The organism is Mycobacterium sp. 134, from assembly GCF_048282715.1.
GTDB lineage: Bacteria > Actinomycetota > Actinomycetes > Mycobacteriales > Mycobacteriaceae > Mycobacterium > Mycobacterium septicum.
This window is the reverse complement of the sequence record NZ_JBLVUN010000008.1, coordinates 4,189,908-4,214,614: the sequence shown is the minus strand read 5'-3', so window position 1 is coordinate 4,214,614 and position 24,707 is coordinate 4,189,908. Positions and strand designations below refer to the sequence as shown.

Below are 24,707 nucleotides of genomic sequence, written 5' to 3'. Positions count from 1 at the left end.
TGACGAGGGTCCTTTCAGGTGCCCTCGCTGCCAGACGGTATGAAGGCGACCCAATCCGACGCAGTGAACCGGGCCTGCACCTAAGACGTCATCGCGAGAAGCCCTAGTCTCAGAGAGGATCGGGCTTGACACACACGGGTTACGTCAGCGGCCTAGCTGCGTGTATTTGTTGTTTCCCGGTTGAATTGGTTGGCCAAGTGAATGCCACCCACGCCGAGCAACACATCGCTGGCGATGACCATCGCGCTCAACGGACCACGGCGTTGACCCCGAAACGTGGCGGCCGTGCGCACGGTGGCCATCAGCAGTGCGCTGACGGCCGCCACCCGCAGAAATGTCACATCACGATGACCCTGTAGTAGACGGATGAGACCGTAGGCGAAACCTGCATTGACAGTGCCGGTTTCGCGCCGGAACCATGGGTCGGATCCCAGGCCCAGCCGGTCTTCCAGCGACTCAGGCACGACGAAGTGCAGGATTAGAGCGGCGACCACATGTACGATGCCCGCTTTCGCTCCGAGACGTATTTGGGATTCCGTCAGTTTCGGTCGTGTCAGTGCCATCAGTTGAGTCCCTTTCGGTTTCATAGCGCTGGTCGGAGATGTCGAGATAGTTGAGATCGGCGTCGCTGGGTGTGCGCATCGTGCGAATCGAGCTAAGGCCGGCTGGGTATGACAGAAATCGGGTCTGCGACCGCGCCGCGGTAGGGCACAATGCCCCTACGATGTTGGGCGCGCGACAGGACGGCTGGTGTCGATCTGGCGCGCAGCGATCGCTGCGATGAACCGACCGAGCACTGGGACTTCTGCTTGGATCCTCGCGAATGCTGGATGGGTGATGCGCTCAGCGCCTCGTTCCAAGGCTCGGAGTACCGCTGCGGCCGACGACTCCGGGGAGGACGGAAACATCGGGGGAGGCCCCGTTTTCCATGGAACAGCTGCCGTGCCCAGCTTTCGCGCTGCGGTGTCATTCGGGCCGGGAGAGAACTCGATCACCCGGATCGGAGTGTGCCGAAGTTCGTGCCTCAGTACACGTGTCGCCTGAGCGATCGCAGATTTGGAGGCGGTGTAGTAACCCGCGAATGGAATCGGCAGGTTTTCCATTGTGGCCGTCACATTCAGGATGGCGCCCCGACCGTTGGCCAGCATCGTCGGCAATACTTCGGAGGTCAACGCTAATGGCGCCCACAGGTGGAGCTCGAAGAGCTCCCGTCCCGAGGGGCCATCGCCCACACGGGCAAGCGATTCGACGAAGTGTGACCCTGCGTTGTTGACCAGGAGGTCGACACAGCCGAATTCTTCAAGTACGTGGGCTGCGACGGCCGCGGGCGTGCCAGGCTCGCTGAGATCTGCTGCCACGACCAATGGCGGGTGTTGTGCGCGGCCTTCGAGTTCAGTTGCCAGCCGACGCAGCGCATCCTCGCCACGGGCCACGAGAGCTACCCGTGCTCCCCGCTCGGCCAACTGCACACTCAACGCACGCCCCAAGCCTGCAGAGGCGCCGGTAACTACTACACGAGCATCCGAAACGTCGAATCCACTCATTGAGACCGCCCTAATCTCTAGTGACTGATTATCAGTCAGTTGAATCTAGGCGGCGGCTGATTGGGTGTCAACCCAAATAGACGCCCTTATTCATGGCCTCTTCGCAGTGTCACCGTGAGATTGACGGGCGTGCCGTCCGCCTGACTCTGTTGCATCCGACTCGTGCAGTTGCACGGCAGCAAGATTCGGTGGAAGCGAGCAACGTGCGCCGCCTTACAACATGCAGACGGGCCAGTGGTCTCACTCGCCCGAAGGCGAAACAGCGTCGCGCCCCGGCAAAGTGAATGAACCGGTTGAAACGGGCTGCGCCGTGTCCCAAGTGGGGCGAAAGCTCCGTGTCCGAAGATCGGGTGACGCGTCAACAATGTCATAGCCAGAAGCGCCGAAGGTTAAGCAAGCGCCATTAGCCGGCGAACGTTAGGGCCGGCGGGTTGGGATAGCCGAGAGAATGCGGGCCCCAATCGGGCTAGAGATCGTATCTTTGATCGTATACGATCAGCGCATGGTTGGCGTCGATGCAGTCACACGCTTGAGAGGTGTACGACCGGGGAAAGTAATTGCAGTACATGCCAATTACCCCAGCCGCGCTGCGCAGCGGGGCACGCGACCGGCCAACCCGTCCTACTTTTTCAAGCCGTCATCGTCGTTGGCCGCCGGCGGAACGGTAGGGCGTCCGGAGGGCACGCAGCTGCTCGGGTTCGAAGGTGAGATCGCTCTAGTGATCGGGATTGCAGCGCGTAACGTGGTGCCTGAACGCGGGTGGGCTCACGTCGGTTGGGTGACGGCCGCCAACGACCTTGGCTTGTACGACATGAGAGCCGCAGATCGTGGCTCCAACGCGCGGTCTAAAGGCGCAGATGGCTACACGCCACTAGGACCGACGCTGCTTGACGCGTCCGCTATTGCACCCGAACAACTTCGGGTGCGGACTTGGGTTGACGACGTGCCGGTCCAAGAGGACACCACCGGCGACGTGTACTTCCCCTTGGGATTCTTCGTCGCAGATCTGTCTCGCTTTATGACACTTGAGGTCGGCGACATCATTCTCACCGGAACGCCAGCGGGTGCCTCGGTCGTGCATCCGGGACAAGTCGTTGAAGTCGAAGTTGATTCCCTGACAGATCCCGCGCTCACGACTGGTCGATTGCGAACTGCGGTTGTCGAGACGCCCGCGCTCGGCACGTGGGGATCGCTGCCCCGTATCGATGACGATGTGCGCGCGGCCGCATTGGGGACAGCAGTGGGAAACCAAGGAAAGTCGCTAAGTGACTCGATGCGCTCACGCGTGCTATCGGTTGGCGTTGCCACGTTGTCGGCTCAGCTGCGTAGACGTGGGCTGGAATCTACCCATGTTGAGGGCGTCCGACCGGTGGGGGCCAGCAGCAAGTTCGCTGGACCAGCGCGCACATTGCGCTACGTTGCGTTCCGGCCAGACCTGTTCCGCACACACGGAACGGGATTCAACCCCCAGAAGCGTGCGGTCGAGCACATCGGCCGTGGCGAAGTGTTGATGATTGAGGCTCGCGGTGACCTGACTGCCGGAACCATCGGCGATATCTTGGCCCTGCGTGCACAAAGCCGTGGCGCGGCTGCAGTCGTTACAGACGGAGCGGTGCGCGATGCCTCGGCAATTGCCGAACTCGAGATGCCGGTATTTAGCGCTGGCCGCCACCCCGCGGTGTTGGGTCGGCGCCACGTTCCGTGGGAGACCGACGTCGCGATCGTATGCGGCGGGGCAACTGTCGTGACCGGCGACATCGTCGTAGGTGACGAAGATGGCGTCGTGGTCATTCCCAGTGACCTGCTCGCCGATGTAGTGACCGCCGCAGAAGATCAGGAACGTCAAGAGCAGTTCATCGCTGCCGAGGTGGCCCAGGGGGCCAGCATTGATGGGCTGTATCCACTTGGCCCGCTATGGAAATCCCGCTACGACGCCCTCGGCCCCCGCTGTGACGACGCAGGGAGCGCATCGCAATGACTGCTAGTAGACCAGGCTCGAAGAGGGTCGAACCGTCGTTGTCCAAGTCTGAACGCGCGTACCAGGCGATCCGTACGGAGATCGCTACTGGCAAGTGGTCGGCCGGCCACCGATTGGTGCTCACCAGGATCGCTGAGAGTTTGGGTATTTCCGTTGTTCCAGTACGGGAGGCATTGCGACGGCTGGAGGCCGAAGGCCTCGTGACATTCGAGAGAAACCTAGGCGCGACTGTCTCCTTCCTCGACGTCGATGAGTACACGTGGGCGATGCAAACCCTTGCTGTTGTTGAAGCTGCGGCAACTGGCTACTCGGCACCTCTGCTGTCCAAACGTGCATGCGACTCCGCACGTGCGATCAATGCCCGCATGCGTGAAACATTGTTGAATTTCGACCCAAGTGACTTCACCGAACTCAATGAGCAGTTTCATCGCACTCTATGTTCTGCGTGTCCCAACACTCACCTCAATGATCTCGTCGACGTCGGCTGGGCACGCATGGCCGTCCTGCGGACATCGACCTTCGGCTTTGTTCCCGGAAGGGCCGAAGCGTCAGTCAATGAGCATGAACACCTCCTCGATCTGATCGAGGCGGGAGCGTCGCGAACGGATATCGAGAGGGCTGCGCGCGAGCATCGAGAAAGCACACTGAACGCGGTCCTGTCCAACCCGCCGAAGGGCGGACTATTTCCGTCGCTTACTGCAGGAGAAGGCATCTCATGAGATTCCGACAGCATCCACAACGCATCACCGGCTCGATCGCGCCCCTGATCACACCAATTCTCGCCGACGGTGCTATCGACCACGACAGGTTGCGTGCACTAGTTGACTGGCAACTGTGCGCTGGAAGCCACGGTATCTCGTTAGGTGGATCAACCGGGGAGCCGTCGTCTCAAACTATCGAAGAACGCGCGTCGGCGATTCGCACGGTGGCAAAAGAGGTAGCCGATCGCGTGCCGTTCATGCCGGGAACCGGTTCGGCGAACCTGGAGGACACGCTTACGCTGACCGCGCACGCGGCCGACGTAGGTGCCGACGCAGTCTTGATCATCACGCCGTACTACGCCAGACCTACCCAGGACGGGTTGTATCAATGGTATTCCACTGTCGCGCAGGAGTTTCCGTATCTTCCGATCGTCGCATACAACGTGCCCTCACGCACGGCCGTCGGCCTCGCCCCTGAGACCATCGCCAGACTGTTCCGGGAATTCGACAACTTCGTTGGTGTGAAAGAAACCACGACTGACTTCGAGCATTTCTCACGCACCCTGCATGCTGCGGGTCCTGAGCTTCTGGTGTGGTCGGGAATCGAACGACTATGCCTGCCTGCTCTGACCCTTGGTGCTGTCGGGTTCATTTCCGCAGTTTCCAATATCGCGCCAACGGCGGTCGCTCAGATGTACGAGAACTACGAAGCCGGCGACCTCCGCGCGGCGCGACAAATACATTACGGCCTGCACCCGTTGGTCGACCTGTTGTTCATCGAGACCAACCCCGCGCCGGTCAAGTGGCTCATGCACCAGCGTGGACTCCTCAGCAGCCCTGATGTCCGGCCGCCGCTATCCCCATTGAGTGAGGTGGGCCGCGCGCGAGTCAGCGCACTGGCGGGCCAAGGCGCTGCGTACCTCACCGCAGCGCCTGCCCTGCCGACTGCTGCAACCCCGGGGGCGGTGCTGTGAGCACACCGGCACTCGCGAAGCGGCGGACACCTGCGCCCTTGGGCTTACCGCCGCGGATCCAACATTTCATCGACGGCCAGTTTGTGGACAGCATTGACGGCCGGACCTTCACCGTTCTGGATCCCGCAACGAACCAGACTTACATCGACGCGGCATCCGGCGGGTGTGCTGACATCGACTGCGCAGTCAGCGCGGCCCGGCGAGCTTTCACAACGGGAGACTGGCCCCACCTCAAGTCCCGCGACCGCGCGAAAATTCTCCACCGCATAGCTGATGCCGTTGCTGCATGCGACATCCGGGTCGCGGAATGGGAGTCTTTCGACAGTGGCCTGCCCATCACTCAAGCGCGCGGACAGGCACAACGTGCATCCGAGAACTTCCGATTCTTCGCCGATCTGGCAGTCGCTCAAGCCGACGACGTCTACCAGGTCCCAGATTTCCAGCTCAACTACGTCCACCGGAAGCCGATAGGTGTGGCCGGGCTTATCACACCGTGGAACACACCGTTCATGCTCGAGAGTTGGAAGTTGGCTCCGGCACTGGCGGCCGGATGCACCGTGGTCCTTAAGCCGGCTGAGTTCACGCCGCTGTCGGCGACACTGTGGCCCGAGATCTTCCACACCGCAGGGGTGCCTGACGGGGTGTTCAACATTGTGCATGGTCCCGGTGAGGAAGCGGGCGACGCACTGGTGAAACATCCTGACGTTCCGCTGATTTCATTCACCGGGGAATCCTCCACGGGTGAGACGATCTTTCGCAACGCCGCAGCTCAACTCAAGGGCCTGTCCATGGAGCTAGGAGGAAAGTCGCCGGCGATTGTGTTCGAAGACGCACCCTTTGATGAAGCTCTCGACGCCACGCTGTTCAGCGTGTTCTCCCTCAATGGTGAGCGTTGCACCGCTGGATCACGAATCCTGGTCCAGCGCAGTATCTATGATGAGTTCTGTGCGCGATTTGCTCAACGAGCTGAGCGGATCGTCGTCGGCCACCCCGGTGATCCAGCAACTGAGGTCGGGGCACTTGTGCATCCCAGTCACCATGCGAAGGTCTCCCGGTACATAGAGCTCGGTCAGGCGGAGGGGCGATTACTGGCGGGTGGAACGACGCCACCGCACCTTCGTGAGGGAAACTACATCACCCCAACGGTGTTCGCAGATGTCGAGCAGGAAGCACAGATTTTCCAGGAGGAGATCTTCGGACCTGTCGTCGCCATCACGGCGTTCGACACAGAGGACGACGCTCTAAAGCTGGCCAATTCCGTGAAATACGGACTTGCAGCGTATGTTTGGACTAGCGATCTGCGGCGGGCACACCGATTCGCACAATCGCTGGAGGTCGGCATGGTCTGGCTGAACTCGCACAATGTGCGCGACCTGCGGACCCCGTTCGGGGGAGTGAAAGCCAGTGGCCTCGGCCATGAGGGGGGATATCGCAGTCTGGACTTTTACACCCACCAACAGGCCATCCACATCACCCTGGGCGATGTGCACGTGCCGCGCTTCGGTACGCATAACCCGGCCGCGGGTGAAGGAGCCTGAACATGGCTGCACAGAAGGAGCCCCAGGTCCTGCCGCCAGACGTTGTCAGGGCAGCCTACGTCGAGCTCGTTGTGACCGATTTGGCTGCCTCGCGGCATTTCTACGTCGATGTTCTAGGCCTGGTTGTGACCCACGAGGACGATGCCGCTATCCACCTGCGGGCATTCGAAGAATTCCTCCACCACTGCCTGGTGTTGAGGAAAGGCTCAGTCCCGGCGTTGGGACGCTTGGCCTACCGCCTGCGCTCGCCGAAAGAGCTCGATGTGGCAGAGGAGTTCTTCCACCAACAGTCCGTACCCACGCTGCGCGTGCCAGCGGGCGCTGAGTTGGGAATCGGGCAAGCGGTGCGAGTGCAGGATCCTTTGGGTTTTCCAGCGGAATTCTTCTACGAGGCAACGCATGTGGAACGGTTCACCCAACGATTCGATCTACATGGCGCCGGCGCAATCGCGCGCCTCGATCATTTCAATCTGGTCGTACCCTCTGTGCCGGTAGCACGCACATACTACGAGCAGCTGGGATTCAAAGTCTCCGAGGAAATTCAGGATGCCGACCACACCGTGTACGCAGCGTGGATGTACCGCAAGCCGACAGTCCACGACGTCGCCCTCACCGGCGGAGACGGGCCCCGGCTACACCATGTTGCATTCGCGACTCAGCAGTCGCATCAACTGTTGCACCTGTGTGATCGCCTAGGCGCGTTGAGGGAGACCGATCGGATCGAACGCGGCCCGGGAAGACACGGTGTCTCCAATGCCTTCTATCTATACCTAAGGGACCCCGACGGACATCGTGTCGAGATCTACACTCACGACTACTACACCGGGGACCCGGACAATCCGGTAATTACCTGGGACGTCCACGACAACCAACGCCGCGACTGGTGGGGCAACCCCGTCGTTCCGTCGTGGTATAGCGAGGCATCCCTGGTGCTTGATCTTCAGCGCGTGCCACAACCTCTCATTGAGCGCTCCGATGCCAGGGAAGCCGACGTCACGATCGGAGCTGATGGATTCTCCTATACCCGAACTGCGGATGCCCTGTCGGGATTCAAGCTCGGTGAGCAGGTGTGACAGCACGCTTCATAGCACAGATTTTCACGCTAGAACTCCACTGCCGGAAACCCCTCCGCGGCGCCAGACAGGACAACGCAGAAGAGAACGCAGTGCGACGAGCTCCCGCAACGCACGGGCAGCCGCCAGCTGGCGATGGGCTGTGGGCGGTCAACACCTACCCTGGTACGCGTCGGACGTCGAATCGGCAGGTGCTGCATGAGCGATCCCACCGGGCTGCGCGAAAGAGCCGCGCAGTAGGACGCGGGCCGCGCCTCATGGCGAGCCTGCTCCTGCGCCGGGGGACTAAAGGCCTGAGAGCACCGGCTCGGCGGCGCCTATTTGGCCCGTGCGAACCTCACACCGGTCACCTGTTCGGATATGTCCCAAAGCTGCTCTGCTAGAACCGGATTACTTGCATCTGCTGTGCGGCCGACCAACGTAGGTTCCCCACGGTATTCCCCGAATCCGTCGGGGCCCACATAGCTTGCCGGTGGCAGCGGTTGGCTGGCGGCGTACAAGATTGGGAGCGCACCGGCATCAGCGTCCTGAGCGACGATCCTGTTGCCCAGTTGCATCGCGGCATGCTGAAGTCGATTACCGGTGTGGCTCTGCAGATTTGTTGCGGCCCAGCCGGGATGCGCAGCTAAAGAGAGAACGTGTCCCACGGAGGTCAAACGGTTCTGAAGGTTGAGCACGAACAGGAGGTTGGCGAGTTTCGATTGAGCGTAAGCACCTGCCGGACTATAAGAACGCCGTTCCCAGTTCAGATCGTCGAGGACAACAGCTCCACGCCGGTGCGCCTGTGAGGACACGGTAATCACCCGGTCGGTGATGTGCGGTAACAGCAGGTTCGTGAGTGCAAAATGGCCGAAGTGATTCACTCCGATCTGACTCTCAAAGCCATCACGGGTGTGTCTCTTGGGCACCATCATCAAACCGGCGTTGTTTACGAGTACGTCGATATCGCCACGCCAATCCGCAGCGAACTGCTTGACTGAGCCGAGGTCAGCAAGATCGAGGTGGCGCACGTCGGTGTCACCGCCAATGCGATCGGCCGCATCTTCGCCGGCAACGACGTCGCGCACGGCAAGGACGACTTTCGCGCCGACTCTGGCCAACTGGCGAGCAGCGGCGAATCCCAGCCCGCTGTTCGCGCCGGTGATCACAACGGTTCGACCATCGGAACTGGGGAGATTGGCTACGTTCCATCGGGCCTGCGACATAGAATCAATGTAGGCGTTGACTACAATGTAGTCAACGCCTACATTTATCGCCGGTCGGTTACGCTGGCTTGACCATGACCGCATCCCGTTCGCGCTACCACCACGGTGACCTGCGGGCTGCAGTGCTTCAGCAAGCGGAGCTGACGCTGAGTCGTTCAGGCGTTGACGGTCTGTCCCTGCGGCGGCTTGCTCGCGATATCGGTGTCAGCCATGCTGCTCCCAGCCGGCACTTCCGTGACAAGCAGGCGCTGCTGGATGCGCTCGCCGTCTCTGGATTTGAACGACTCGGCAGGTCTATAAATCGGCGCGCGTCATCTGGCTCGTTTGATGAGCGTCTCCGCGCCGTTGCGCATGCATACGTTCACTTCGCGATCGCCAACCCTGCACTGTTGGCCTTGATGTTTTCTCGAAAGCACGATGAAGCGCCTGGTTCTGCAGTGGCACAGGCGGCGGCTGAGGCTTTTGCCACACCAATCGCTCTGATCGTGGATGGTCAGGCTCGGGGTGACGTCGTGGCCGGGGATCCGATGCGGATCGGCATGACGGCGCTAGCAACATTTCAAGGGCTAGTCGTATTCATTGGGTCCGGCATGATCGACGCGGGCGCGACTGAAGAGCTGCTTGCTGATGCGATCACCCATCTGGGGCAAGGACTGCGCCCACGCTCCTGACGCTCGCATCGATAACCACCCCTTCGGCCCGGCAGGGATAGTCCCGGAAATGCTGAGGTGCTCAGTCGCGGCGCCGTGCCATCCGGGCATCAACCAGGGCCACCGTTCGACCTGCATCGGTGGTTACCTCGCTCAAATAGAAGCTCGTGCGCCCCGCAGCGTGCCTGCGGTGACAGGCGACTTTCAGTATGTCGCCCACCCGCGCCGCCTCGCAGAAGGTCACATTCGCGCTGGCGGTAACCGACCCAGCCGACGACTCATCTGCGCTGGCAGCGTAGGCGAAAGCGGTGTCGGCCAACAGGAAGATCACTCCGCCGTGGCAGATTCCGTGTCCGTTGGCCATGAGCGGAGTGACTTGCAAATGGAGTGCAGCGTAACCGTCCTTCGCCGCGACGAGCTGTATGCCGAGTTGCTGGGCGACCGCATCACGATCATGAAGTGCCTGCACATTGGGGGCGATTCGCCGCGGCGTCGCCGTCATGAGGCGAGTATGGGGTCGAGTGTTACGACCGATTGTTGGTCCACGACCGGGTGGCACAGATTGCGCTCTCGGTTCACGCATCCGCCGGATGTCAGTGTGCGGCAATAGTTCCGATGTTCCACTGAACCGTCCCGTTCTTTGATGGATTGCCACTGCCCAAAGAAGGCTTTGCGAACCCGGCGCACCAATCTGACGCCTCGAGGTTCGACCCCCCAGCAAGTTACACCGCACATGGTCTTGTCGCGTAGTCGTTGTCCGGGGTGTTTCGGCCAGTGAAAGTTTTCGAATCGACACTGCTGGAAAGGTTTCGACGATTCGGCTACCAATGTTTTCCGCCTTGCTCGGGGCTATCCGAGCGAGGCCCGGATGGATTGTGCGGTCGTGAGCAGGTCGACTGCTACGGCTTCGGGATCGACGTCCTCGTTCACATACACCACCGCGACTGCTGCCGGCGGATGGCCACTGATTCGCAGCGGGACAGCGATTGATGAGACGCCGGGTATCACCTCGCCGCGGCTTGTCGCATACCCGACTGGACCGTCGAGGTCATAGGAGAGCGGGATATCCAATTCCTGGCGTTCGGCGTCGGTCAACATTGACCGGATCGCCGCACCTGGCGCTCCGGTCAAGACCGAATGCCGCGCGCCGGGTCGCGGCGCAACGCTGGCGTAGGTGTGCCGTGGCTCCACGCTGACCAGGGTGATCACGTCGTCGCCGTCGAGCACTGCGACAAATGCCGTCATTTCCGCCTTGTTCGCCAGCTCGGCCAGTGCAGGCAGGGCGACGGTCTGCAGGTTATAGGAGACCGACCGCGCAAGCACCGCTAGGCGAGGAGCTAGCCGCAACGCGCCGGCGGCATCACGGGCCACTAGCCGATGTTCTTCGAGTGTGCGCACGATCCGGTAGGTGATGGATCGATGTAATCCCAGCCGTTGTGACAGCTCGGCGATCGTCAAGGGAACGCCTGCATCGGCCAGGATCTCCAAGGCGGTCAAACCGCGAGACAACGTCTGCGATGTGGTTGCTGCGGGTGGCACCCCACGAGTCGTCCTGTCGCTCATGTCTATTCATCCTGCCTGGCGGTGAGTAAGGCCTTGTGCGGCCCTGGTCGTTGACGTAACGTTTACTCGTATTACGAATACGATGTTCTATTATAGAACAGGAATTGCTATCGTGACCAACCGTCAGCCCGTCTTTAGCCCAGGCTCGCCGCTGTATCGGCCGGATCGGCATCATCTGCGCGGCTCAATGGGCAGATTTGCCACAGGGGTGGCGGTGGTGACGTTTGATGCGGCCGAGAATCGACACGGCGTGACGGTGAACTCTTTCGCCGCAGTCTCATTGGAGCCGCCGTTGGTGTTGGTGTCGATTCAGCATTCGACGCGCGCGTACCCCATGATGCGAGATCGCCCATTTGTGATCAATGTTCTTGGGGCCGAACAGGAACAGGTCGCATGGCACTTCGCGGGAAAGCCTTCGATGACGCCGACCTGGATTGAGGGGCCGTATGCTCCGAGGCTCTGTGGAGCCCTGAGCTATTTCGAATGCGTGCCGTGGGCCGAATTCGAAGCAGGTGACCACAGTCTTTTCCTCGGGCAGGTGCAGGACTTCGACTGCCGTTCCGGGGATGCGCTCGGCTTCCTCGACGGCCAGTTCATTGCCATCCCCGAGTTGGTACGCGGGCACGAATCACTCATCTAGCCGCCGACGCCTTGGCGGGCGCGTGACACGAATGGAGCAATCACATGGGTGTACGTACTGGTCGCGAGTTTCTCGACAAGATCAATGGAATGAGACCACATGTGGTCATCGGCGGGGAAGTGGTGTCGCACAACATTGCTGAGCACCCGGCGTTTCGCCACGTTGCCAACAGCTATGCGCAGCTGTACGACATGCAGCACGACTCACAACTGCGCGATCGGTTGACCTTTGTCTCGCCGAGTACCGGTGCGCGCGTGAACTCGTCGTTCCTGATCCCGAAGTCGCTGGACGACATCGTGAAGCGTCGGGAGGCAATGTCGGTGTGGGCTGACGCGGTGAACGGGTTCCTTGGCCGCACTGGCGATTACATGAACAGCTCGTTGACCGCGTTGGCGTCGGCTGAAGCATGGTTCGCACAAGCCGATCCCAAGTACGGGGCTCGAATTCGTTCGTATTACCAGTACATGCGGGAGAACGATCTGCTGGCGACTCACACGTTGATTCCACCGCAGGTCAATCGAAGTGTGACCGGGTCCGAGCAGGCCGGGGGCGAGGTCTCTGCGCGCGTGGTCGAAGAACGCGTAGACGGCATTGTTGTTCGCGGGGCACGGATGCTGGCCACCGTCGCACCCATTGCAGACGAACTGTTGGTCTTTCCCTCAACGGTGCTGCGAGGCACCGCCGCCGACGCCGCCTACAGCTATGCATTCGCTATCGAGAACGATGCGCCGGGGCTGCGCTACTTGTGCCGGTCGTCGCTGCACCACGGGGGTGGAGCCTTCGATGAGCCTCTGGCGGCAAGATATGAGGAAATGGACGCGGTAGTCGTCTTCGATGATGTGTTCGTTCCCAACCATCGGGTCTTCCTTCTAGGGCATCCCGAGATGTGCAACGGCTTCTATTCACAAACTGGCGCCAGCGCCCTGATGACCCATCAAGTGCTCATTCGCACGATCGCCAAATCTGAGTTTTTCCTGGGCTTGGCCTCCGAGATCGCGGCGGCCATCGGGATCGAATCATTTCAGCACATCCAGGAGGACCTGGCTGAAATGATCGTCGACCTCGAGATCGGCAAGGCGCTCCTTCGGGCAGCTGAGGTCGACGCAGCACCCAACGAATGGGGGGTGTATCTGCCGAGGTGGGAGACGCTTAACGCCGCGCGAAACTGGTATCCCAAAGTGGCACAGCGGTTTCCGCAGATCATCAGGAAGTTCAGTGCCTCGGGACTCATGGCTCTTCCTAGCCAGGCCGATGTTGAGTCCGACGCGCTCGCCGATATCGAAACGTACCTGCAAGGCAACGCTATTGCCGGCCCGCAGCGCGTTCAGTTGTTCAAGTTGGCCTTTGATGCGTCGATTTCGAGCTTCTCGGGGCGCCAGGCGCTGTATGAGTACTTCTTCTTCGGGGATCCAGTGCGCATGGCAGGGGCCCTCGTCGCTGGTTACGACCGCGGTCCCGCCAGACAGCGGGTCAAGACTTTTCTCGCGGCGTCTGCTTCGGATTCGGCACCCGTGTGACCTCGGCGCGTGAGCACTCAATCTCAACGTCACTGCTGGTTCGGTATGAGGAAGTTGACCGGTATCCGACAGTGCTGGAATGAAGCCCTGCCCGGCGTGGCCGTATGTCCTGCAGGACTGACGTTCGGCTCGGTACCGCGGTGGCCGGCGATCGCTGCGGATCGGAAATGCTCACGACTCCGTGCCAGCGGAATGAGGGACGCGGTGAGGATTCGCCCTCTACGGCTGCTCGGAGTCGCCGGTGGCCTCGGAACCCCTGTCGTGCCATCATGCGTACGGCAGAACGGTATGGAAAATTGGCGGTATGAGCGCGTCCAACAGGGCAGCTACCGTCTTTCCCAGCAGCCAATGACCATCGAAAGTTCCCAGCGGACCAGGTCGATGGCCGCGACCACGTGGGGGTCGTCAGGGTCGAGGCCTTCTGCCTGCAGTTCTCGGCGCTCTTGACTATCCACAATGGGTTAGACGGTCCCTGGGGGCGGACGGTGCCCAAAAATGTTCCCGGCGCGGAGATCACCGCCACTGTAGACGCACCGGCTGTGACGTGGCCGTGCCTCTGGCGACCTTTTCAAAACGACTCAACAAGCGAGCTGACTTGAATTATCCCGAGCGGGTCGGGCTGTCGAACGCCTAGTCCTAAGGCATCTAGCGGTGTCGCCGGATCAATATACGGCAGCGTCTTTCGAGAAGGTTGACGGCCACGAAGAGGGTGCGAAAGTCTCGGTTGGTGGTCTGCTTGTGGTGATAGCGGTAGTAGATCTGTTGGCAGATGACCGCCAGCCGGAAGAGGCCGAACACCTCGTAGAAACACCATTCGTCGTCGCTGAGGCCGATACCGGTGCTCGTGCAGTAGTGGTGGACGACCTCGCGGCGTGTCAGCATCCCGGGCTGATCGGTGGGCTGTGTGCCGAATGCTTTGAAGTGCCGCGGATCAGTTCTCTGTGTCCAGTAGGCAAGGGCTGCGCCGAGGTCCATGAGCGGATCGCCGACTGTGGCGAGCTCCCAGTCCAGCAGTCCGATGGGTTGGGTGGGTTCTGCGCGACTGTAGACCATGTTGTCGATGCGGAAGTCATTGTGGATCAGGCATGTCCCACGATCGCCGGGTTGATGTTCGTTCAGCCAGGAGATCACGGATTCGAAGGAGCCAACGTTCCAGGTCTTGGTCCGTCGGTAGCGGGCCGACCAGCCCTGCACCTGTCGGTGTACGTACCCGTCTCCTCGTGTCAGCCACGCCAATTCGCCGGTTGAGATGTCTAGTTGGTGCAATTGGATGAGGACGTCGAGGGTTCGGATGCAGAGCTGACGGGTCTGCGGGACGGACAACGCCATTTCCACTGGAAATCGGCGACGGGGGATATGCCCGTCTATCCGCTCCATCACGTAGAACGGAGCCCCAATGACCGTGTCGTCCTCGCAGAGACCGACAGTGCGTGGGACGTATCGGAAGATGGGCTGCAATGCGGTTTGAATCCGGTGTTCTCGGCCGATGTTGTGCGAGCCGGCGGCCTGGTAGCCGTGGGGAGGTCTTCGCAAGACCAGGTCACGGTCTGGGAACCGAAGCAGGTACGTCAAGTTGGATGCACCGCCGGAGAACTGGTGCAGTTCGGGCGCGCCGTGCAGGGTGGGATCCTGCTCGATCAGCCAGCGTGACAGTTGGGTGATGTCGATAGCGTCCTCGGCACGTACGTCGTGTGTGTTGCTCTCGCGATGAGTGGTCACATCAGTCTCCTGGCAAGTCGGTCCGGCAGATGCTTGACGGCGACGCCGATGGGTGCCCATGGCCATCGCGGGACGTATGCGCGGTCGCGTCGCTTCTCGATCGCCTCGACAATTGCGCGGACCCCGGTTTCGGTGTCGACCATGAATCTGGTCTGGTCGGCGACCGCGGCGTTCATTTCTGAGCGGATATACCCCGGATAGATGACGGAAACTTCGATGCCCGGAATATGTTCGGCACGTAGGCCTTCGGCGATTGCCGCAATACCTGCCTTGGTGGCCGCGTAGGTGGTCATCGATTTGCGCATGCCGCGCAGAGCCGAGATTGAAGAGATAAACACGAGGTGGCCGTGCTGTTGGGTTCGGAATATCTGCATTGCATATTCGGCCGTGGTTAGGGCACCGACGAAGTTGGTCATGGCGGTGGCGCGATTGGCAGCGTGACGGCCGGTCCCCAGCGCGGCTCCTGATCCGACACCGGCGTTGACGATGACGCGGTCGATGGTCCCGCAGGTGCGGTGAAACTCGTCGAACACCGTCGCAACCGCTTGGTCGTCTGTCACGTCGAAAGATGCGATCTGCACTTTGCACGTGGGATGGTCAGATTCAATCTCGGTCTTCAAGGCCATCAGGCGTGGGTGCCGGCGCGCGCATAACGCGAGGTCGTAGCCGAGGTCGGCGAATTGGCGCGCCATCTGCTCGCCGAGTCCAGAGCTGGCGCCGGTGATCAGTACGGTTCCCGTGCTCATTGCTTCACCGTGTGGTAGCTGGCCAGTTCGAGGCGTGCCACCGTCTCCAAGTGAACTTCGTCGGGGCCATCGGCGATGCGAATCGCTCGGGCGGCCGACCACGCGGCCGCCAGGGGGAGATCGTCGGAAAGCCCTGCGCCGCCGTGCAGTTGCATGGCCACATCGATGACGGCTTGGGTCATCTTCGGTACGTGTGCCTTGATCTGGCTGACCTCCTTGATGGCTCCCATCGGGCCGGCCACGTCCAGCTTCCAGGCAGCGTGCAACACCAGTAGGCGGGCGGCGTCGATTGCGGTGCGGGCATCGGCAATGCGCTCCCGGTTGCCGCCGAGATCGGCGAGGCGCTTTCCGAATGCTGTTCGATTGAGGCTGCGACGGCAGGCAGTCTCAAGCGCGTACTCGGCCAAGCCGATCAGGCGCATGCAGTGATGGATGCGCCCAGGCCCCAGTCGACCCTGGGCGATTTCGAACGCTCTGCCCGGCCCCAACAGGATATTGGACGCAGGCACACGGACGTCGGTGAAAGACACCTCGCCGTGGCCGAACGGTTCGTCATAGCGGCCCATAGCGGGCAGCATCCGCTCCACCTTCACGCCGGGGGTGTCGCGCGGTACCAGCACCATGGTGTGCCGGGATCGCCGCGGTGCTTCGGGATCGGTCAATCCCATGAAGATCAACAGCTCGCAGTCAGGATGACCGATGCCCGTGGTCCACCACTTACGGCCGTCGAGCACGACTTGGTCACCATCAAGCACCGCGGTCGCGGCCATGTTGGTCGCATCGGACGAAGACACCCCGGGTTCGCTCATGGCGAAGGCGGAGTGGATGGATCCGCTCAACAAGGGGTAGAGCCACCGGGCCTGTTGCGTTGTGGTGCCGTACTTCAGCAACACCTCCATGTTTCCCGAATCTGGTGCATTGCAATTGAATACGTATGGTGCGAGCATCGACCGTCCAGTTAGTTCCGCGACGGTGGCATACTCGGCGTTGCTCAGGCCGGGCCCACCCAGCTGGCCCAGCGCGTGCGCTTCGGAGTCGAGCCGAGGTGGGGGCAGGAACAGATTCCACAACCCGGCGTTCTTGGCTTTAAAGCGCAGGTTGTCGAGCAGCGGCAGCGGCTGCCAAGGATCAACGCCGTACTGGCGTCGCTGCGCGATATCGCGGTGGTAGTTCGCCTCGACGGGTATGATCTCGTCGACCATAAAATCCCAAACCTGCTCGCACAGCGAGGCAGCAAGGGGTGAGGGTTCGAAATCCATTGCTGAATGCTCCCGTCGGTGCTCAGATGCAAGGTTGATGTGTCTGGAAGTTGCCCCTGTTGGTGGGCGGGGCGTGATGTGCTTGTCACGCGAGAGGTTCAGCGTGGGGCCCCGGCCAAACCTGTCATCGAAATATATTTGGGGCCAGTGTATTTGGTGAAGTTATGGACGGTGAGAGTGTCAGGAACCGGCGGCCGGGATTGATGGGTTGGCCGCCGGTTCCTGCGTCGTGATCTGGTCTTGCCCGTGTTGGTCAGGGGCAGTAACTAGCCGCGGCGGCGCTATTCGGGTTCGCCGAAGGGAAACCACCCGACCTCAAGGTAAGGGCGTTTGCCTGCGGCGAGTTGATCGATGACTGCCTGTGCCATATTGGCCGCGGCGGGAAGAGCCGTCAGTCGCTCTTGGGTGCGCAGATACTCGGCGAACGCGGTGTGCACGTCGAGATCGTGTGCGGTCTCGATGGTGTGCTTGCATGCTGCGACGCTGGCCCAAGAATCGGCGGATAACGGTGCGACGATCTTTTCCCACGCCGAGGCCAAGTCGTCGACTGGCACCACCTGATCAATGAGGCCCCATTGCGCGGCCTGCTCTGCGTTCAGAACTGCGCCACCGAGCAAGATGGCCTTCGCGCGACCGACTCCGAGTAGTCGCGGCAGATACCACGTCGTCAGACCACCCAAGATGCCGACCTCGCGTGCCGCGGGAATGGCGAAGATGGCGCGGTCGGTGGCGACCCTGATGTCGCATCCGACTGCCAGTTGAATGCCGCCGCCCAGACAGTATCCGTCGATCAGCCCGACAACGATTTGGTCGAGTGATCGGAGATTGGTCAGCATGGTGTCCCAAATCTCGGCAGAGTTGGGATCTGGCCCGCCGCGTTCGGCCGCCTCTTTCATGTCCAGGCCGGTGCACCAGTGATCGCTGGAAGACCTGATCACCACTGCGTCGAAATCGTCGCGGTTCTTCAGGCTTTCGGTGATCGCGAGCAGATCGCGCATGAACGCACTGCTCTGGGCGTTGTGGATCTCGGGACGACACAGCGTGATGAAGATGCGTCGGCCATCCTGCTGGACGTCGGCGGTCTCGTGTGTCGGGTTCTGGATGGTAATCACGTCGACCTCAGTCCTGCCAGAAGTCCTTGACCAGAGCGCGTCGCGCATTGCGGCCGTCAGTGGTAACGAAGTCCTTGATGCCTTGACCGAACGGCTCGCGCTGCGGCGCACCCTCGAACCACAAGCTCTGCCACATGTCGAGATCGGCACCGTGATCGACGAAGTACTTGGTGCAGCCCAGAGACTGCGGACTCTTATCGAGCAGAACGTCGACCAACTCCTTCACCGCGCCGTCGAGCTCACCGGGCTCGACCAGTCGGTTCACAAGGTCGTGCCGTTCTGCGGTCTCAGCCGAGAACAGGGCACCGAGCAGGTTCCACTCCTTGGCTTTGCGCCGCCCGGCGAACTTGGATAGACGGCCGGTGCCTCCCCAACCTGGCGTGATAGCCCAGTTGATCTCCGGCATTCCCCATCGGGACCGATTGGTGGCAACTACAAAATCGCAGACCAGCGTCAGCTCCAAACCGCCGCCGGTGCAGATCCCATCGACTGCGGCGATGGTGATCGGGGCCAGGTTGGAGATGATGTTCACCGTTTCCTGGTACTGACGGACCTGCCATGGGACGTCCTCCAATGCCCAGGTGTTGAACTCCTTGATGTCGTCGCCGGCGCAGAAGGTATCGCCGGCGCCACGCAGGATCACGATGCGACAGTCCCTGTCCACATTGATCTCTTTGACCACCGCGTTGAGCTCAGCCGACACTTCGCGGTCCAGCGCGTTGTGCACGGCCGGGCGATTGAGCGTGATGGTGGTGATCGGACCTTCGCGGTTGACGATCAACTTTCCTGATGCAGAAGGTATTTCAGCCATTGTGACTCCCTGGGTGAAGTGATGGTGCACTCCGACGGTAACACTCATAGTCTCGTTATGGAAGTAACTACTAAAAAAAGAGTTGGGTTACACTGTGTCGATGTCAGAGGCCAGCGGCATCGCGCCTGCTCGAGACTCGATCCTGGATGCGGTCGACGCGATCGGCGATGCTTGGTCGTGGCTGATCCTGCGGGAAGCGGTATTGCACAGGGTTGATCGATTTGGCGAGTTTCAAGATCGCCTCGGCATAGCGCGTTCCACCCTGACTGCAAGGCTCAACCAACTCGACCGCAGCGGAATACTCATTCATGACCCGCAGGCCCGCAGGTATGCACTCAGTCCGGCCGGCGAGGACTTTTTCGGTTGCCTGTTGGTAGCTCAACGCTGGGGTGATAGATGGCGCCCGAATGTCCAAGCAGCGCTGCCCGTCACCCATGAGGGAACAGCGGGAGCGCGACATGCCGTGTCAGCGATTCTGTGCTGCACAGCTTGTGGGCAAGAGTTGCGGGCTGGTGAGGTGATCGCCCATCGCGGCTCTGGAGCATTCTCCAACCGTGTCGTAGCGACGCGTCGCCGCACGCCCGATCTTGAACTGCTAGAGCGAGTGCGTCCCTGCTCTATCGCCCACACACTGACCGTTACTGGGGACTGGTGGAGCTTCCTGATCATTCGGGAACTTTTCTTCGGCGTACATCGTTTCGACGACCTGCAGCGTCACCTGGGAGTAGGCCCGAACATCCTGTCCACGCGGCTACGGAATCTCGTGAGCTTGGGCGTCGTCGACCGGGTCGAGTACCAATCATGGCCTGCGCGTTACGAGTACCGACTTAGCGAGAAAGGACTGGACTACTATCCGATCCCGTTGGCGGTGGCCATGTGGGGTCGTCGTTGGCTGCCGCCGAACCCTAACGAGCCCACTCTCACTCATGCCTGTGGCGGCGAGGTGCAGGCAGTCTTGCGCTGTGCAGAATGCACCGCCGAGATCACTCGCCAGGACGTCGATATCGTGGACCGCTGGAAGTCATAGGCCTATGAGTTGGGCAGCGCAACAACGGGTCGCGCGACCAGCGATGGCGTCGCCGGTTGATATGCGTGCGTGTGTCATCTGATTCGGAAGTCACACGCCCAGGCTGCGGCCCACGATCTCTTTCATGATCTCCGTGGTACCTCCGTAGATGGTCTGTACTCGCGAATCCAGATACGCTTTGGCGATTCCGTACTCCCTCATGTAGCCGTAACCTCCATGCAGCTGCAGGCATCGATCCACAAGTCGCACATGAGCTTCGGTGGCGAGCCATTTCGCCATGGCAGCCTGTTCGGCAGTTAGGCGATCGTCGATGTGAAGCCTGATGAACTCGTCGACCATGATGCGAACGGTCGTCGCTTCGGCGGCCAAGCTGGCCAAAAGGAACCGGTTGGCCTGGAAACTGCCGATCGACTTGCCGAACGCCTTGCGCTCTCTGGCATATTCCAGCGTGGACTGCAGAGCGGACTCCATCACGGCCGCCGACGATAACGCCAGCGCTAATCTCTCCTGCGGCAAGTTCTGCATCAGGTAGATGAATCCCTGGCCCGGTTCCCCCAGCAGGTTCGTCGAGGGCACGCGGACATTGGTGAACGACAGCTCGGCGGTGTCTTGGGCCACCATGCCGACCTTGTCGAGCTTGCGGCCCCGCTCGAAACCATCCATCCCTCGTTCAACCACCAGCAAGGAGAAGCCTTGTGTGCCCATCTCTGGATCGGTCTGTGCGACAACGATCACCAGATCAGCGTGAATTCCGTTGGTGATGAACGTTTTTGTACCGTTGAGGACCCACTCGTCCCCAACTTGTACCGCACGCGTCTTGATTCCCTGAAGATCGCTGCCGGTGTTCGGCTCGGTCATTGCGATCGCGGTGATCAGCTGCCCAGAGCAGAAGCCGGGAAGCCAACGGTGCTTCTGCTCGTCGGTGCCCAGCCGTAACAGGTAGGGAGCAACGACATCGTTGTGAAGGCTAAAGCCCAGTCCGTTGTAGCCGCCGGCGGCGATCTCCTCGGAGATGATCGCGTTGTAGCGAAAGTCGGGACAACCCCCACCGCCGTACTGTTCTGGCACCGCTGTGCCGAGAAACCCCTGTCTGCCTGCCTCAAGCCAGACGCGCCGGTCGACGATCTTGTCGCGCTCCCATTGGCTGTGAAACGGCGCCACGTCGCGGTCCAGGAAGGAGCGGAAGGCGTCGCGGAAAAGTTCGTGCTCGGGGTCAAACAGCGTGCGTTGGTACATCACTGGACTGCTGTTCATCGGTCAATCCTTCGGCTGATCGCTGCCTCGACCCCAACGATGCTACTATTATATAGAGCATTCAACAAACTATATTTGAGGGGCGGCACACTCGCCGGTGGTTGTCAGCGGACTGCGGAAAGGTGAGAAATGAGTCCAGTGCCCTGGCGGATTCGGATGGGATTTGACGGTCATTCGATCGAGGGGAAAGCTGGCCGCGTGGACTCGAAGGCCGCCGAACAGGATGGACGCCGTCTGCGCGGCTTTACTACGCGGGCGAAAGCGTTAGAGGTCGCCGCAGAGCTCTTTGCATCCCAAGGATATTCAGCCACCAGCATTTCCAGCATCGCGCAAGCCGCCGGCCTGCATGCTGCGTCTCTGTATCACGCCTTCGGTAGCAAGGAAGGATTGCTGGCCGCAGTTGTGCAGCATGCCAGCGACGAGTTTTACGGCTACCTCGAAGCAATGGGCGACCAGCTGAGTCCGTCGGCGGCCATCAGCAGACTCGCCGATGCACTTGAGAGCCGCCCGCTATTCCTTCGGCTGCTGCTGATTCTGGTACTCGAACGTGAACATGGCGACCCCGCGCTATTGCAGACCGCAGTCGAGGTGCGCGAGCGGGGGCGCGCCATGATCCGGTCCGCGATTGCACGCCATCTACCAGCAGATTTGTCAGAGCGTCAAGATCAAAGGCTCGAAGACTTCAGTCACCTTCTGATGGCATTTCTGGATGGGATCTTTATTGCACAACAGGTCGATGTCAGTCCCGATCGTTTCAGGCGCCTTTTCGAACTGATCGCCGAGGCAATGCGGTCGCTGTTTGCGGCGGACTTGTTCCCGGACAAGAGCCAGGACAACTAGTTCTTGTCTCGTGCTGCTCCGCAGGCCTGCAGCGCTCCGAGGCGGCGAGTCACACTTGGTGTGCGCCACGCAGTCGTCATCGATATGCGTCGGCGGCACCGGCATGAAACCTGATTTTCGCTGATGCCGACGCGCAACGCGCGCAGCCAAGGGAATTGAGGCATTGGTTGCGTCGGGAAATTTTCGTGGGTTTCGTTGCGCGTTGCCTGTTCGGTGGGATCACACGGCGCGATAATTCGGCGGTGAGTCATCGCACTGTGGAGTATCGCCGCGACCGGGTGGAACCAACCCCGGAGGCGCTGGCTGGCTGGGGTTACAACCGCAACAACGACCTAGCCGCTGGGGAATGTCTGTACTGCCATCATGAAATGACCTGGCAGGTCGAGACGTCGGCGGTATCCATGGGCAGCAGCGAGGATGCTCCGGACGGGGTATCGGTGGAAATGACGTGTGCCTGTGCGACCCAGCATCGCGCCACCCCTGAAGGCAAGGTCGGATGCGGCCGTTACTGGGCGGTGCGTGTATTGGCAGAAGGCAACGAGCCGCCAATCGTCCCGGAGACCGATCCGACACGGATGCATCTGGCCAACCAGGTCGCAAGCAACACCCCACTAGTGCAGGAAGGGAAAGTGCGTGCCGCAGCTGAGAAGTGGGTCGGCGCCGTGACTGCCCTTCTCGGCCTCTTCGGTCTCAGCGGAATCGCCTTTGGGAAAGACGTTTTCACGGGCCTGGGTCCCTGCGCTCGGGTAGTTCTCGCTGTCGCACTAGCGTTAGCGGTGTTGCTATCGGCCCTGTCGGTGCTGTTAATCTACAAGGCCGCGTACGGTTGGCCGCGCTCGGTGGATATTTCGACAGGCCTTAGTCTGTCGAAATGGAACCTTAAGCGCCGCATGGCTGCTGCGTCGGCGGCGGCCAACCTGCGGGCGGGTGTCTACTTGGTGTTGGTGTCGCTGCTGGCGCTCAGTGTCGGTGCCGGAGCGGTGTTCTCGTCAGGTTTCCACTCGCGCGCGGCGTTGGTTGAAGTGACCCGAGTCGATGACTCTCAGATCTGCGGTGAACTGCTGAGCAATACCGACAACGGCGCGTTGCGGATTCGTCGCGCCGACGGTTCACTCGAAGTGGTGAAACCCGACGCGTTGGCCAAGATCGCCGTAGTTGCGAAATGCGGTAAGCCATAGTGCTTCCCGAATGCCCTGTGGCCGAACACCGAGAACGCTCCGACGTGTTCTATTGCTGTTGTCCGACCGATCCTGCGGTACCGCAGCCGGGTGTGCACGCACTGGTGATTGGAGTCAGCGAGTATGAGGGGGACCGGTTCAAATTGTTGCGAGGCGCCGCGCCGGCGGCGACCCACTTCGCGCGCTTCCTCTTGCACGACTTTCATCATCCAGAAGAAGTCCCCCTTCAGACGGTGAGGCTGCACCTGGCCCCACCTGCCAACATGACCGAAGCTGACCAGGCGGAATACCTCCTGACCGACGGGCGACCCTATCAGCCGGCGAGCTACCAGGCCGTGGAGCGCGCCCTGGCGGCATGGGCCGCGGATTGCGACGCACACCCAGGCAACATTGCCGTCCTATTCGTCACGGGACATGGCCTGGCGACATCGTCACAGGCCCGCTGGGCTTTCCTGCCTGAAGCTGGCGCCGCTGGAAACATCTACTCCTTCGGAATCAACGTGACAGCCCTCAAACAGCGGATGGAACCAAGACGGGCCCGCACGCAGCTGTTCATCTGGGACATTTGCGCCGATTCGGATGGCAAACCCGATTACGATGGCACCGGCGGCATATCCATTCCCCCCGTGACACACGAGCCGGAACATCCAGGCTCGGTCGATCAGGTCGCCATCATGTCCCGCCTGGGTACTGAAACCTACGCGCTCAACGCCGAGAAGGGCACAGTGCTCACCTCCGCGCTCGTCGGATTCAGTGCCGAAGACTTCAGGACCCGGCTGATGTGCACCGCAGTGGCTGTAGACAAGCACAGCAATATCGCCGTTACCCCGAAGCAGGTGGAGAAACTCCTGCCGGCCGCAGTGGATTCCAAAGTGAGGGGCCACCCGAGCTACATGGAGCACATCGTTGATTCCCGTTCCGCCGATGTCGGGCTAAACCGACCCGATCCGCCACCCTTGTTCAAAGTGACGCTGTCGTGGAACGGGCAGCCCGCAAGCGAGGCACTCTCAATTAAAGTCACCAGGGGCCGAGATGAGACTTTCCCCACCTACAAACTCGTTTGGACGGCAGACCAACCGGAGGTACAGACGTTGGTCGAGCTGAGCGCCGGACATTACCAATTCTCGGCGAAGCCCTGCGCGGGGGATGGCAACAGTTACGGCGTCACCGTCGACAGCGATATGAGTATCGACGCCTGGAATGGCGGTGAACTGTGACAGTGGAATCGGTGCTCACCTTTGCGTGGAGAACGAAAGACCCAGTAGTCCAGTGTGTTCCAGCGCATGTCGGCGCCGAGAACGTCAGCGTCGTCGCCGCCCCTGGAGACAGGGTCCGACTGCCTGCGGGGCCTTGCATCCTCCGGATCGACGTGCCTGGT

23 protein-coding genes are annotated in these 24,707 nt (G+C 61.0%); 12 read left to right on the top strand and 11 right to left on the bottom strand.

Translation table 11 applies throughout. The annotated features are described in order from the left end of the window. Positions 1–152: 152 nt before the first annotated feature. Positions 153–563 carry a hypothetical protein gene (locus tag ACNQVK_RS24850; protein WP_418031646.1) on the bottom strand — a complete coding sequence of 137 codons (411 nt, stop codon included), beginning with the start codon at positions 561–563 and terminating at the stop codon, positions 153–155. 156 nt (positions 564–719) lie between these two features. Next, positions 720–1,544: an SDR family NAD(P)-dependent oxidoreductase gene (locus tag ACNQVK_RS24845; RefSeq protein WP_418031645.1), complete on the bottom strand. Its 825-nt coding sequence runs from the start codon at positions 1,542–1,544 to the stop codon at positions 720–722. Between the two features lie 502 nt (positions 1,545–2,046). Here ACNQVK_RS24845 and ACNQVK_RS24840 point away from each other — a divergent pair. The 5 genes from ACNQVK_RS24840 to hpaD are packed head-to-tail and all read left to right on the top strand — an operon-like array spanning position 2,047 to position 7,808. Next, positions 2,047–3,522, top strand: coding sequence for a fumarylacetoacetate hydrolase family protein (locus ACNQVK_RS24840; RefSeq protein WP_418031644.1), 1,476 nt, complete (start codon positions 2,047–2,049; stop codon positions 3,520–3,522). Positions 3,523–3,560: 38 nt separating this feature from the next. Next, positions 3,561–4,241: a GntR family transcriptional regulator gene (locus ACNQVK_RS24835; RefSeq protein ID WP_418031643.1), complete on the top strand. Its 681-nt coding sequence runs from the start codon at positions 3,561–3,563 to the stop codon at positions 4,239–4,241. Beyond that, positions 4,238–5,197, top strand: a complete 960-nt coding sequence (dapA, locus tag ACNQVK_RS24830) for a 4-hydroxy-tetrahydrodipicolinate synthase (RefSeq protein ID WP_418031642.1) — start codon at positions 4,238–4,240, stop codon at positions 5,195–5,197. Before ACNQVK_RS24835 ends, dapA begins: the two co-directional genes overlap by 4 nt. After that, a complete protein-coding gene (hpaE, locus tag ACNQVK_RS24825) occupies positions 5,194–6,735 on the top strand; it encodes a 5-carboxymethyl-2-hydroxymuconate semialdehyde dehydrogenase (RefSeq protein ID WP_418031641.1) in 1,542 nt (513 codons plus the stop codon). The genes dapA and hpaE overlap by 4 nt, the downstream gene beginning before the upstream one ends. A gap of 2 nt (positions 6,736–6,737) precedes the next feature. Continuing rightward, entirely contained in the window at positions 6,738–7,808 is a 1,071-nt protein-coding gene (gene hpaD / locus ACNQVK_RS24820) for a 3,4-dihydroxyphenylacetate 2,3-dioxygenase (RefSeq protein ID WP_418031640.1), read from the top strand. Positions 7,809–8,125: 317 nt separating this feature from the next. On the opposite strand, the gene ACNQVK_RS24815 is transcribed toward hpaD, so the two are convergent. Continuing rightward, positions 8,126–9,013: an oxidoreductase gene (locus tag ACNQVK_RS24815; protein ID WP_418031639.1), complete on the bottom strand. Its 888-nt coding sequence runs from the start codon at positions 9,011–9,013 to the stop codon at positions 8,126–8,128. 74 nt (positions 9,014–9,087) lie between these two features. On the opposite strand from ACNQVK_RS24815, the gene ACNQVK_RS24810 reads away from it, so the two are divergent. Next, positions 9,088–9,684 carry a TetR/AcrR family transcriptional regulator gene (locus ACNQVK_RS24810; RefSeq protein ID WP_418031638.1) on the top strand — a complete coding sequence of 199 codons (597 nt, stop codon included), beginning with the start codon at positions 9,088–9,090 and terminating at the stop codon, positions 9,682–9,684. A 61-nt stretch (positions 9,685–9,745) separates the two neighbouring features. Here ACNQVK_RS24810 and ACNQVK_RS24805 read toward each other — a convergent pair whose 3' ends face one another. Next, positions 9,746–10,165, bottom strand: coding sequence for a PaaI family thioesterase (locus ACNQVK_RS24805; protein ID WP_418031637.1), 420 nt, complete (start codon positions 10,163–10,165; stop codon positions 9,746–9,748). 347 nt (positions 10,166–10,512) lie between these two features. Continuing rightward, on the bottom strand, positions 10,513–11,226 hold the full coding sequence (locus ACNQVK_RS24800; RefSeq protein ID WP_418031636.1) for an IclR family transcriptional regulator: 714 nt from the start codon (positions 11,224–11,226) through the stop codon (positions 10,513–10,515). Between the two features lie 112 nt (positions 11,227–11,338). On the opposite strand from ACNQVK_RS24800, the gene ACNQVK_RS24795 reads away from it, so the two are divergent. Both ACNQVK_RS24795 and hpaB read left to right on the top strand, forming a co-directional pair. After that, on the top strand, positions 11,339–11,866 hold the full coding sequence (locus tag ACNQVK_RS24795) for a flavin reductase family protein (protein ID WP_418031635.1): 528 nt from the start codon (positions 11,339–11,341) through the stop codon (positions 11,864–11,866). A 44-nt stretch (positions 11,867–11,910) separates the two neighbouring features. Then, a complete protein-coding gene (hpaB, locus tag ACNQVK_RS24790; protein WP_418031634.1) occupies positions 11,911–13,383 on the top strand; it encodes a 4-hydroxyphenylacetate 3-monooxygenase, oxygenase component in 1,473 nt (490 codons plus the stop codon). 645 nt (positions 13,384–14,028) lie between these two features. Here the strand turns inward: hpaB and ACNQVK_RS24785 are convergent. The 5 genes from ACNQVK_RS24785 to ACNQVK_RS24765 form a co-directional block, all read right to left on the bottom strand. Next, complete coding sequence (locus ACNQVK_RS24785; RefSeq protein ID WP_418031633.1) at positions 14,029–15,102, bottom strand: phosphotransferase family protein; 1,074 nt, start codon at positions 15,100–15,102, stop codon at positions 14,029–14,031. Continuing rightward, positions 15,099–15,848 (bottom strand): SDR family oxidoreductase, encoded by a 750-nt coding sequence (locus ACNQVK_RS24780; RefSeq protein WP_418031632.1) that lies wholly within the window; start codon positions 15,846–15,848, stop codon positions 15,099–15,101. The genes ACNQVK_RS24785 and ACNQVK_RS24780 overlap by 4 nt, the downstream gene beginning before the upstream one ends. After that, positions 15,845–17,107 (bottom strand): acyl-CoA dehydrogenase family protein, encoded by a 1,263-nt coding sequence (locus ACNQVK_RS24775; RefSeq protein WP_418031631.1) that lies wholly within the window; start codon positions 17,105–17,107, stop codon positions 15,845–15,847. Before ACNQVK_RS24775 ends, ACNQVK_RS24780 begins: the two co-directional genes overlap by 4 nt. A 281-nt stretch (positions 17,108–17,388) precedes the next feature. Beyond that, the gene (locus ACNQVK_RS24770; protein ID WP_418031630.1) at positions 17,389–18,267 is read right to left on the bottom strand and encodes an enoyl-CoA hydratase/isomerase family protein; all 879 of its coding nucleotides are present in this window, start codon (positions 18,265–18,267) and stop codon (positions 17,389–17,391) included. Next, the gene (locus tag ACNQVK_RS24765) at positions 18,227–19,030 is read right to left on the bottom strand and encodes an enoyl-CoA hydratase/isomerase family protein (RefSeq protein WP_418031629.1); all 804 of its coding nucleotides are present in this window, start codon (positions 19,028–19,030) and stop codon (positions 18,227–18,229) included. Before ACNQVK_RS24765 ends, ACNQVK_RS24770 begins: the two co-directional genes overlap by 41 nt. A gap of 100 nt (positions 19,031–19,130) precedes the next feature. Here ACNQVK_RS24765 and ACNQVK_RS24760 point away from each other — a divergent pair, with 100 nt between their 5' ends. Further along, entirely contained in the window at positions 19,131–20,057 is a 927-nt protein-coding gene (locus ACNQVK_RS24760) for a winged helix-turn-helix transcriptional regulator (protein ID WP_418031628.1), read from the top strand. Between the two features lie 90 nt (positions 20,058–20,147). Here ACNQVK_RS24760 and ACNQVK_RS24755 read toward each other — a convergent pair whose 3' ends face one another. Continuing rightward, positions 20,148–21,311: an acyl-CoA dehydrogenase family protein gene (locus ACNQVK_RS24755; protein ID WP_418031627.1), complete on the bottom strand. Its 1,164-nt coding sequence runs from the start codon at positions 21,309–21,311 to the stop codon at positions 20,148–20,150. 198 nt (positions 21,312–21,509) lie between these two features. On the opposite strand from ACNQVK_RS24755, the gene ACNQVK_RS24750 reads away from it, so the two are divergent. From ACNQVK_RS24750 to ACNQVK_RS24740, 3 genes are all read left to right on the top strand, one after another. Beyond that, a complete protein-coding gene (locus tag ACNQVK_RS24750; protein WP_418031626.1) occupies positions 21,510–22,151 on the top strand; it encodes a TetR/AcrR family transcriptional regulator in 642 nt (213 codons plus the stop codon). Positions 22,152–22,336: 185 nt separating this feature from the next. After that, positions 22,337–23,329 carry a hypothetical protein gene (locus ACNQVK_RS24745; RefSeq protein WP_418031625.1) on the top strand — a complete coding sequence of 331 codons (993 nt, stop codon included), beginning with the start codon at positions 22,337–22,339 and terminating at the stop codon, positions 23,327–23,329. A gap of 92 nt (positions 23,330–23,421) precedes the next feature. Then, complete coding sequence (locus tag ACNQVK_RS24740; RefSeq protein WP_418031624.1) at positions 23,422–24,546, top strand: hypothetical protein; 1,125 nt, start codon at positions 23,422–23,424, stop codon at positions 24,544–24,546. Positions 24,547–24,707: the final 161 nt, after the last annotated feature.

What these genes read in the sequence shown, in the direction of transcription:
- hpaD (WP_418031640.1), top strand. Translation starts at nt 6,738, where the DNA reads ATGGCTGCACAGAAGGAGCCCCAGGTCCTGCCGCCAGACGTTGTCAGG.
- ACNQVK_RS24810 (WP_418031638.1), top strand. Translation starts at nt 9,088, where the DNA reads ATGACCGCATCCCGTTCGCGCTACCACCACGGTGACCTGCGGGCTGCA.
- ACNQVK_RS24755 (WP_418031627.1), bottom strand. Translation starts at nt 21,311, where the DNA reads ATGAACAGCAGTCCAGTGATGTACCAACGCACGCTGTTTGACCCCGAG.
- ACNQVK_RS24815 (WP_418031639.1), bottom strand. Translation starts at nt 9,013, where the DNA reads ATGTCGCAGGCCCGATGGAACGTAGCCAATCTCCCCAGTTCCGATGGT.
- ACNQVK_RS24850 (WP_418031646.1), bottom strand. Translation starts at nt 563, where the DNA reads ATGGCACTGACACGACCGAAACTGACGGAATCCCAAATACGTCTCGGA.
- ACNQVK_RS24780 (WP_418031632.1), bottom strand. Translation starts at nt 15,848, where the DNA reads ATGAGCACGGGAACCGTACTGATCACCGGCGCCAGCTCTGGACTCGGC.
- dapA (WP_418031642.1), top strand. Translation starts at nt 4,238, where the DNA reads ATGAGATTCCGACAGCATCCACAACGCATCACCGGCTCGATCGCGCCC.
- hpaB (WP_418031634.1), top strand. Translation starts at nt 11,911, where the DNA reads ATGGGTGTACGTACTGGTCGCGAGTTTCTCGACAAGATCAATGGAATG.
- ACNQVK_RS24800 (WP_418031636.1), bottom strand. Translation starts at nt 11,226, where the DNA reads ATGAGCGACAGGACGACTCGTGGGGTGCCACCCGCAGCAACCACATCG.
- ACNQVK_RS24805 (WP_418031637.1), bottom strand. Translation starts at nt 10,165, where the DNA reads ATGACGGCGACGCCGCGGCGAATCGCCCCCAATGTGCAGGCACTTCAT.
- ACNQVK_RS24770 (WP_418031630.1), bottom strand. Translation starts at nt 18,267, where the DNA reads ATGCGCGACGCGCTCTGGTCAAGGACTTCTGGCAGGACTGAGGTCGAC.
- ACNQVK_RS24760 (WP_418031628.1), top strand. Translation starts at nt 19,131, where the DNA reads ATGTCAGAGGCCAGCGGCATCGCGCCTGCTCGAGACTCGATCCTGGAT.
- ACNQVK_RS24845 (WP_418031645.1), bottom strand. Translation starts at nt 1,544, where the DNA reads ATGAGTGGATTCGACGTTTCGGATGCTCGTGTAGTAGTTACCGGCGCC.
- ACNQVK_RS24775 (WP_418031631.1), bottom strand. Translation starts at nt 17,107, where the DNA reads ATGGATTTCGAACCCTCACCCCTTGCTGCCTCGCTGTGCGAGCAGGTT.
- ACNQVK_RS24840 (WP_418031644.1), top strand. Translation starts at nt 2,047, where the DNA reads ATGGTTGGCGTCGATGCAGTCACACGCTTGAGAGGTGTACGACCGGGG.
- ACNQVK_RS24765 (WP_418031629.1), bottom strand. Translation starts at nt 19,030, where the DNA reads ATGGCTGAAATACCTTCTGCATCAGGAAAGTTGATCGTCAACCGCGAA.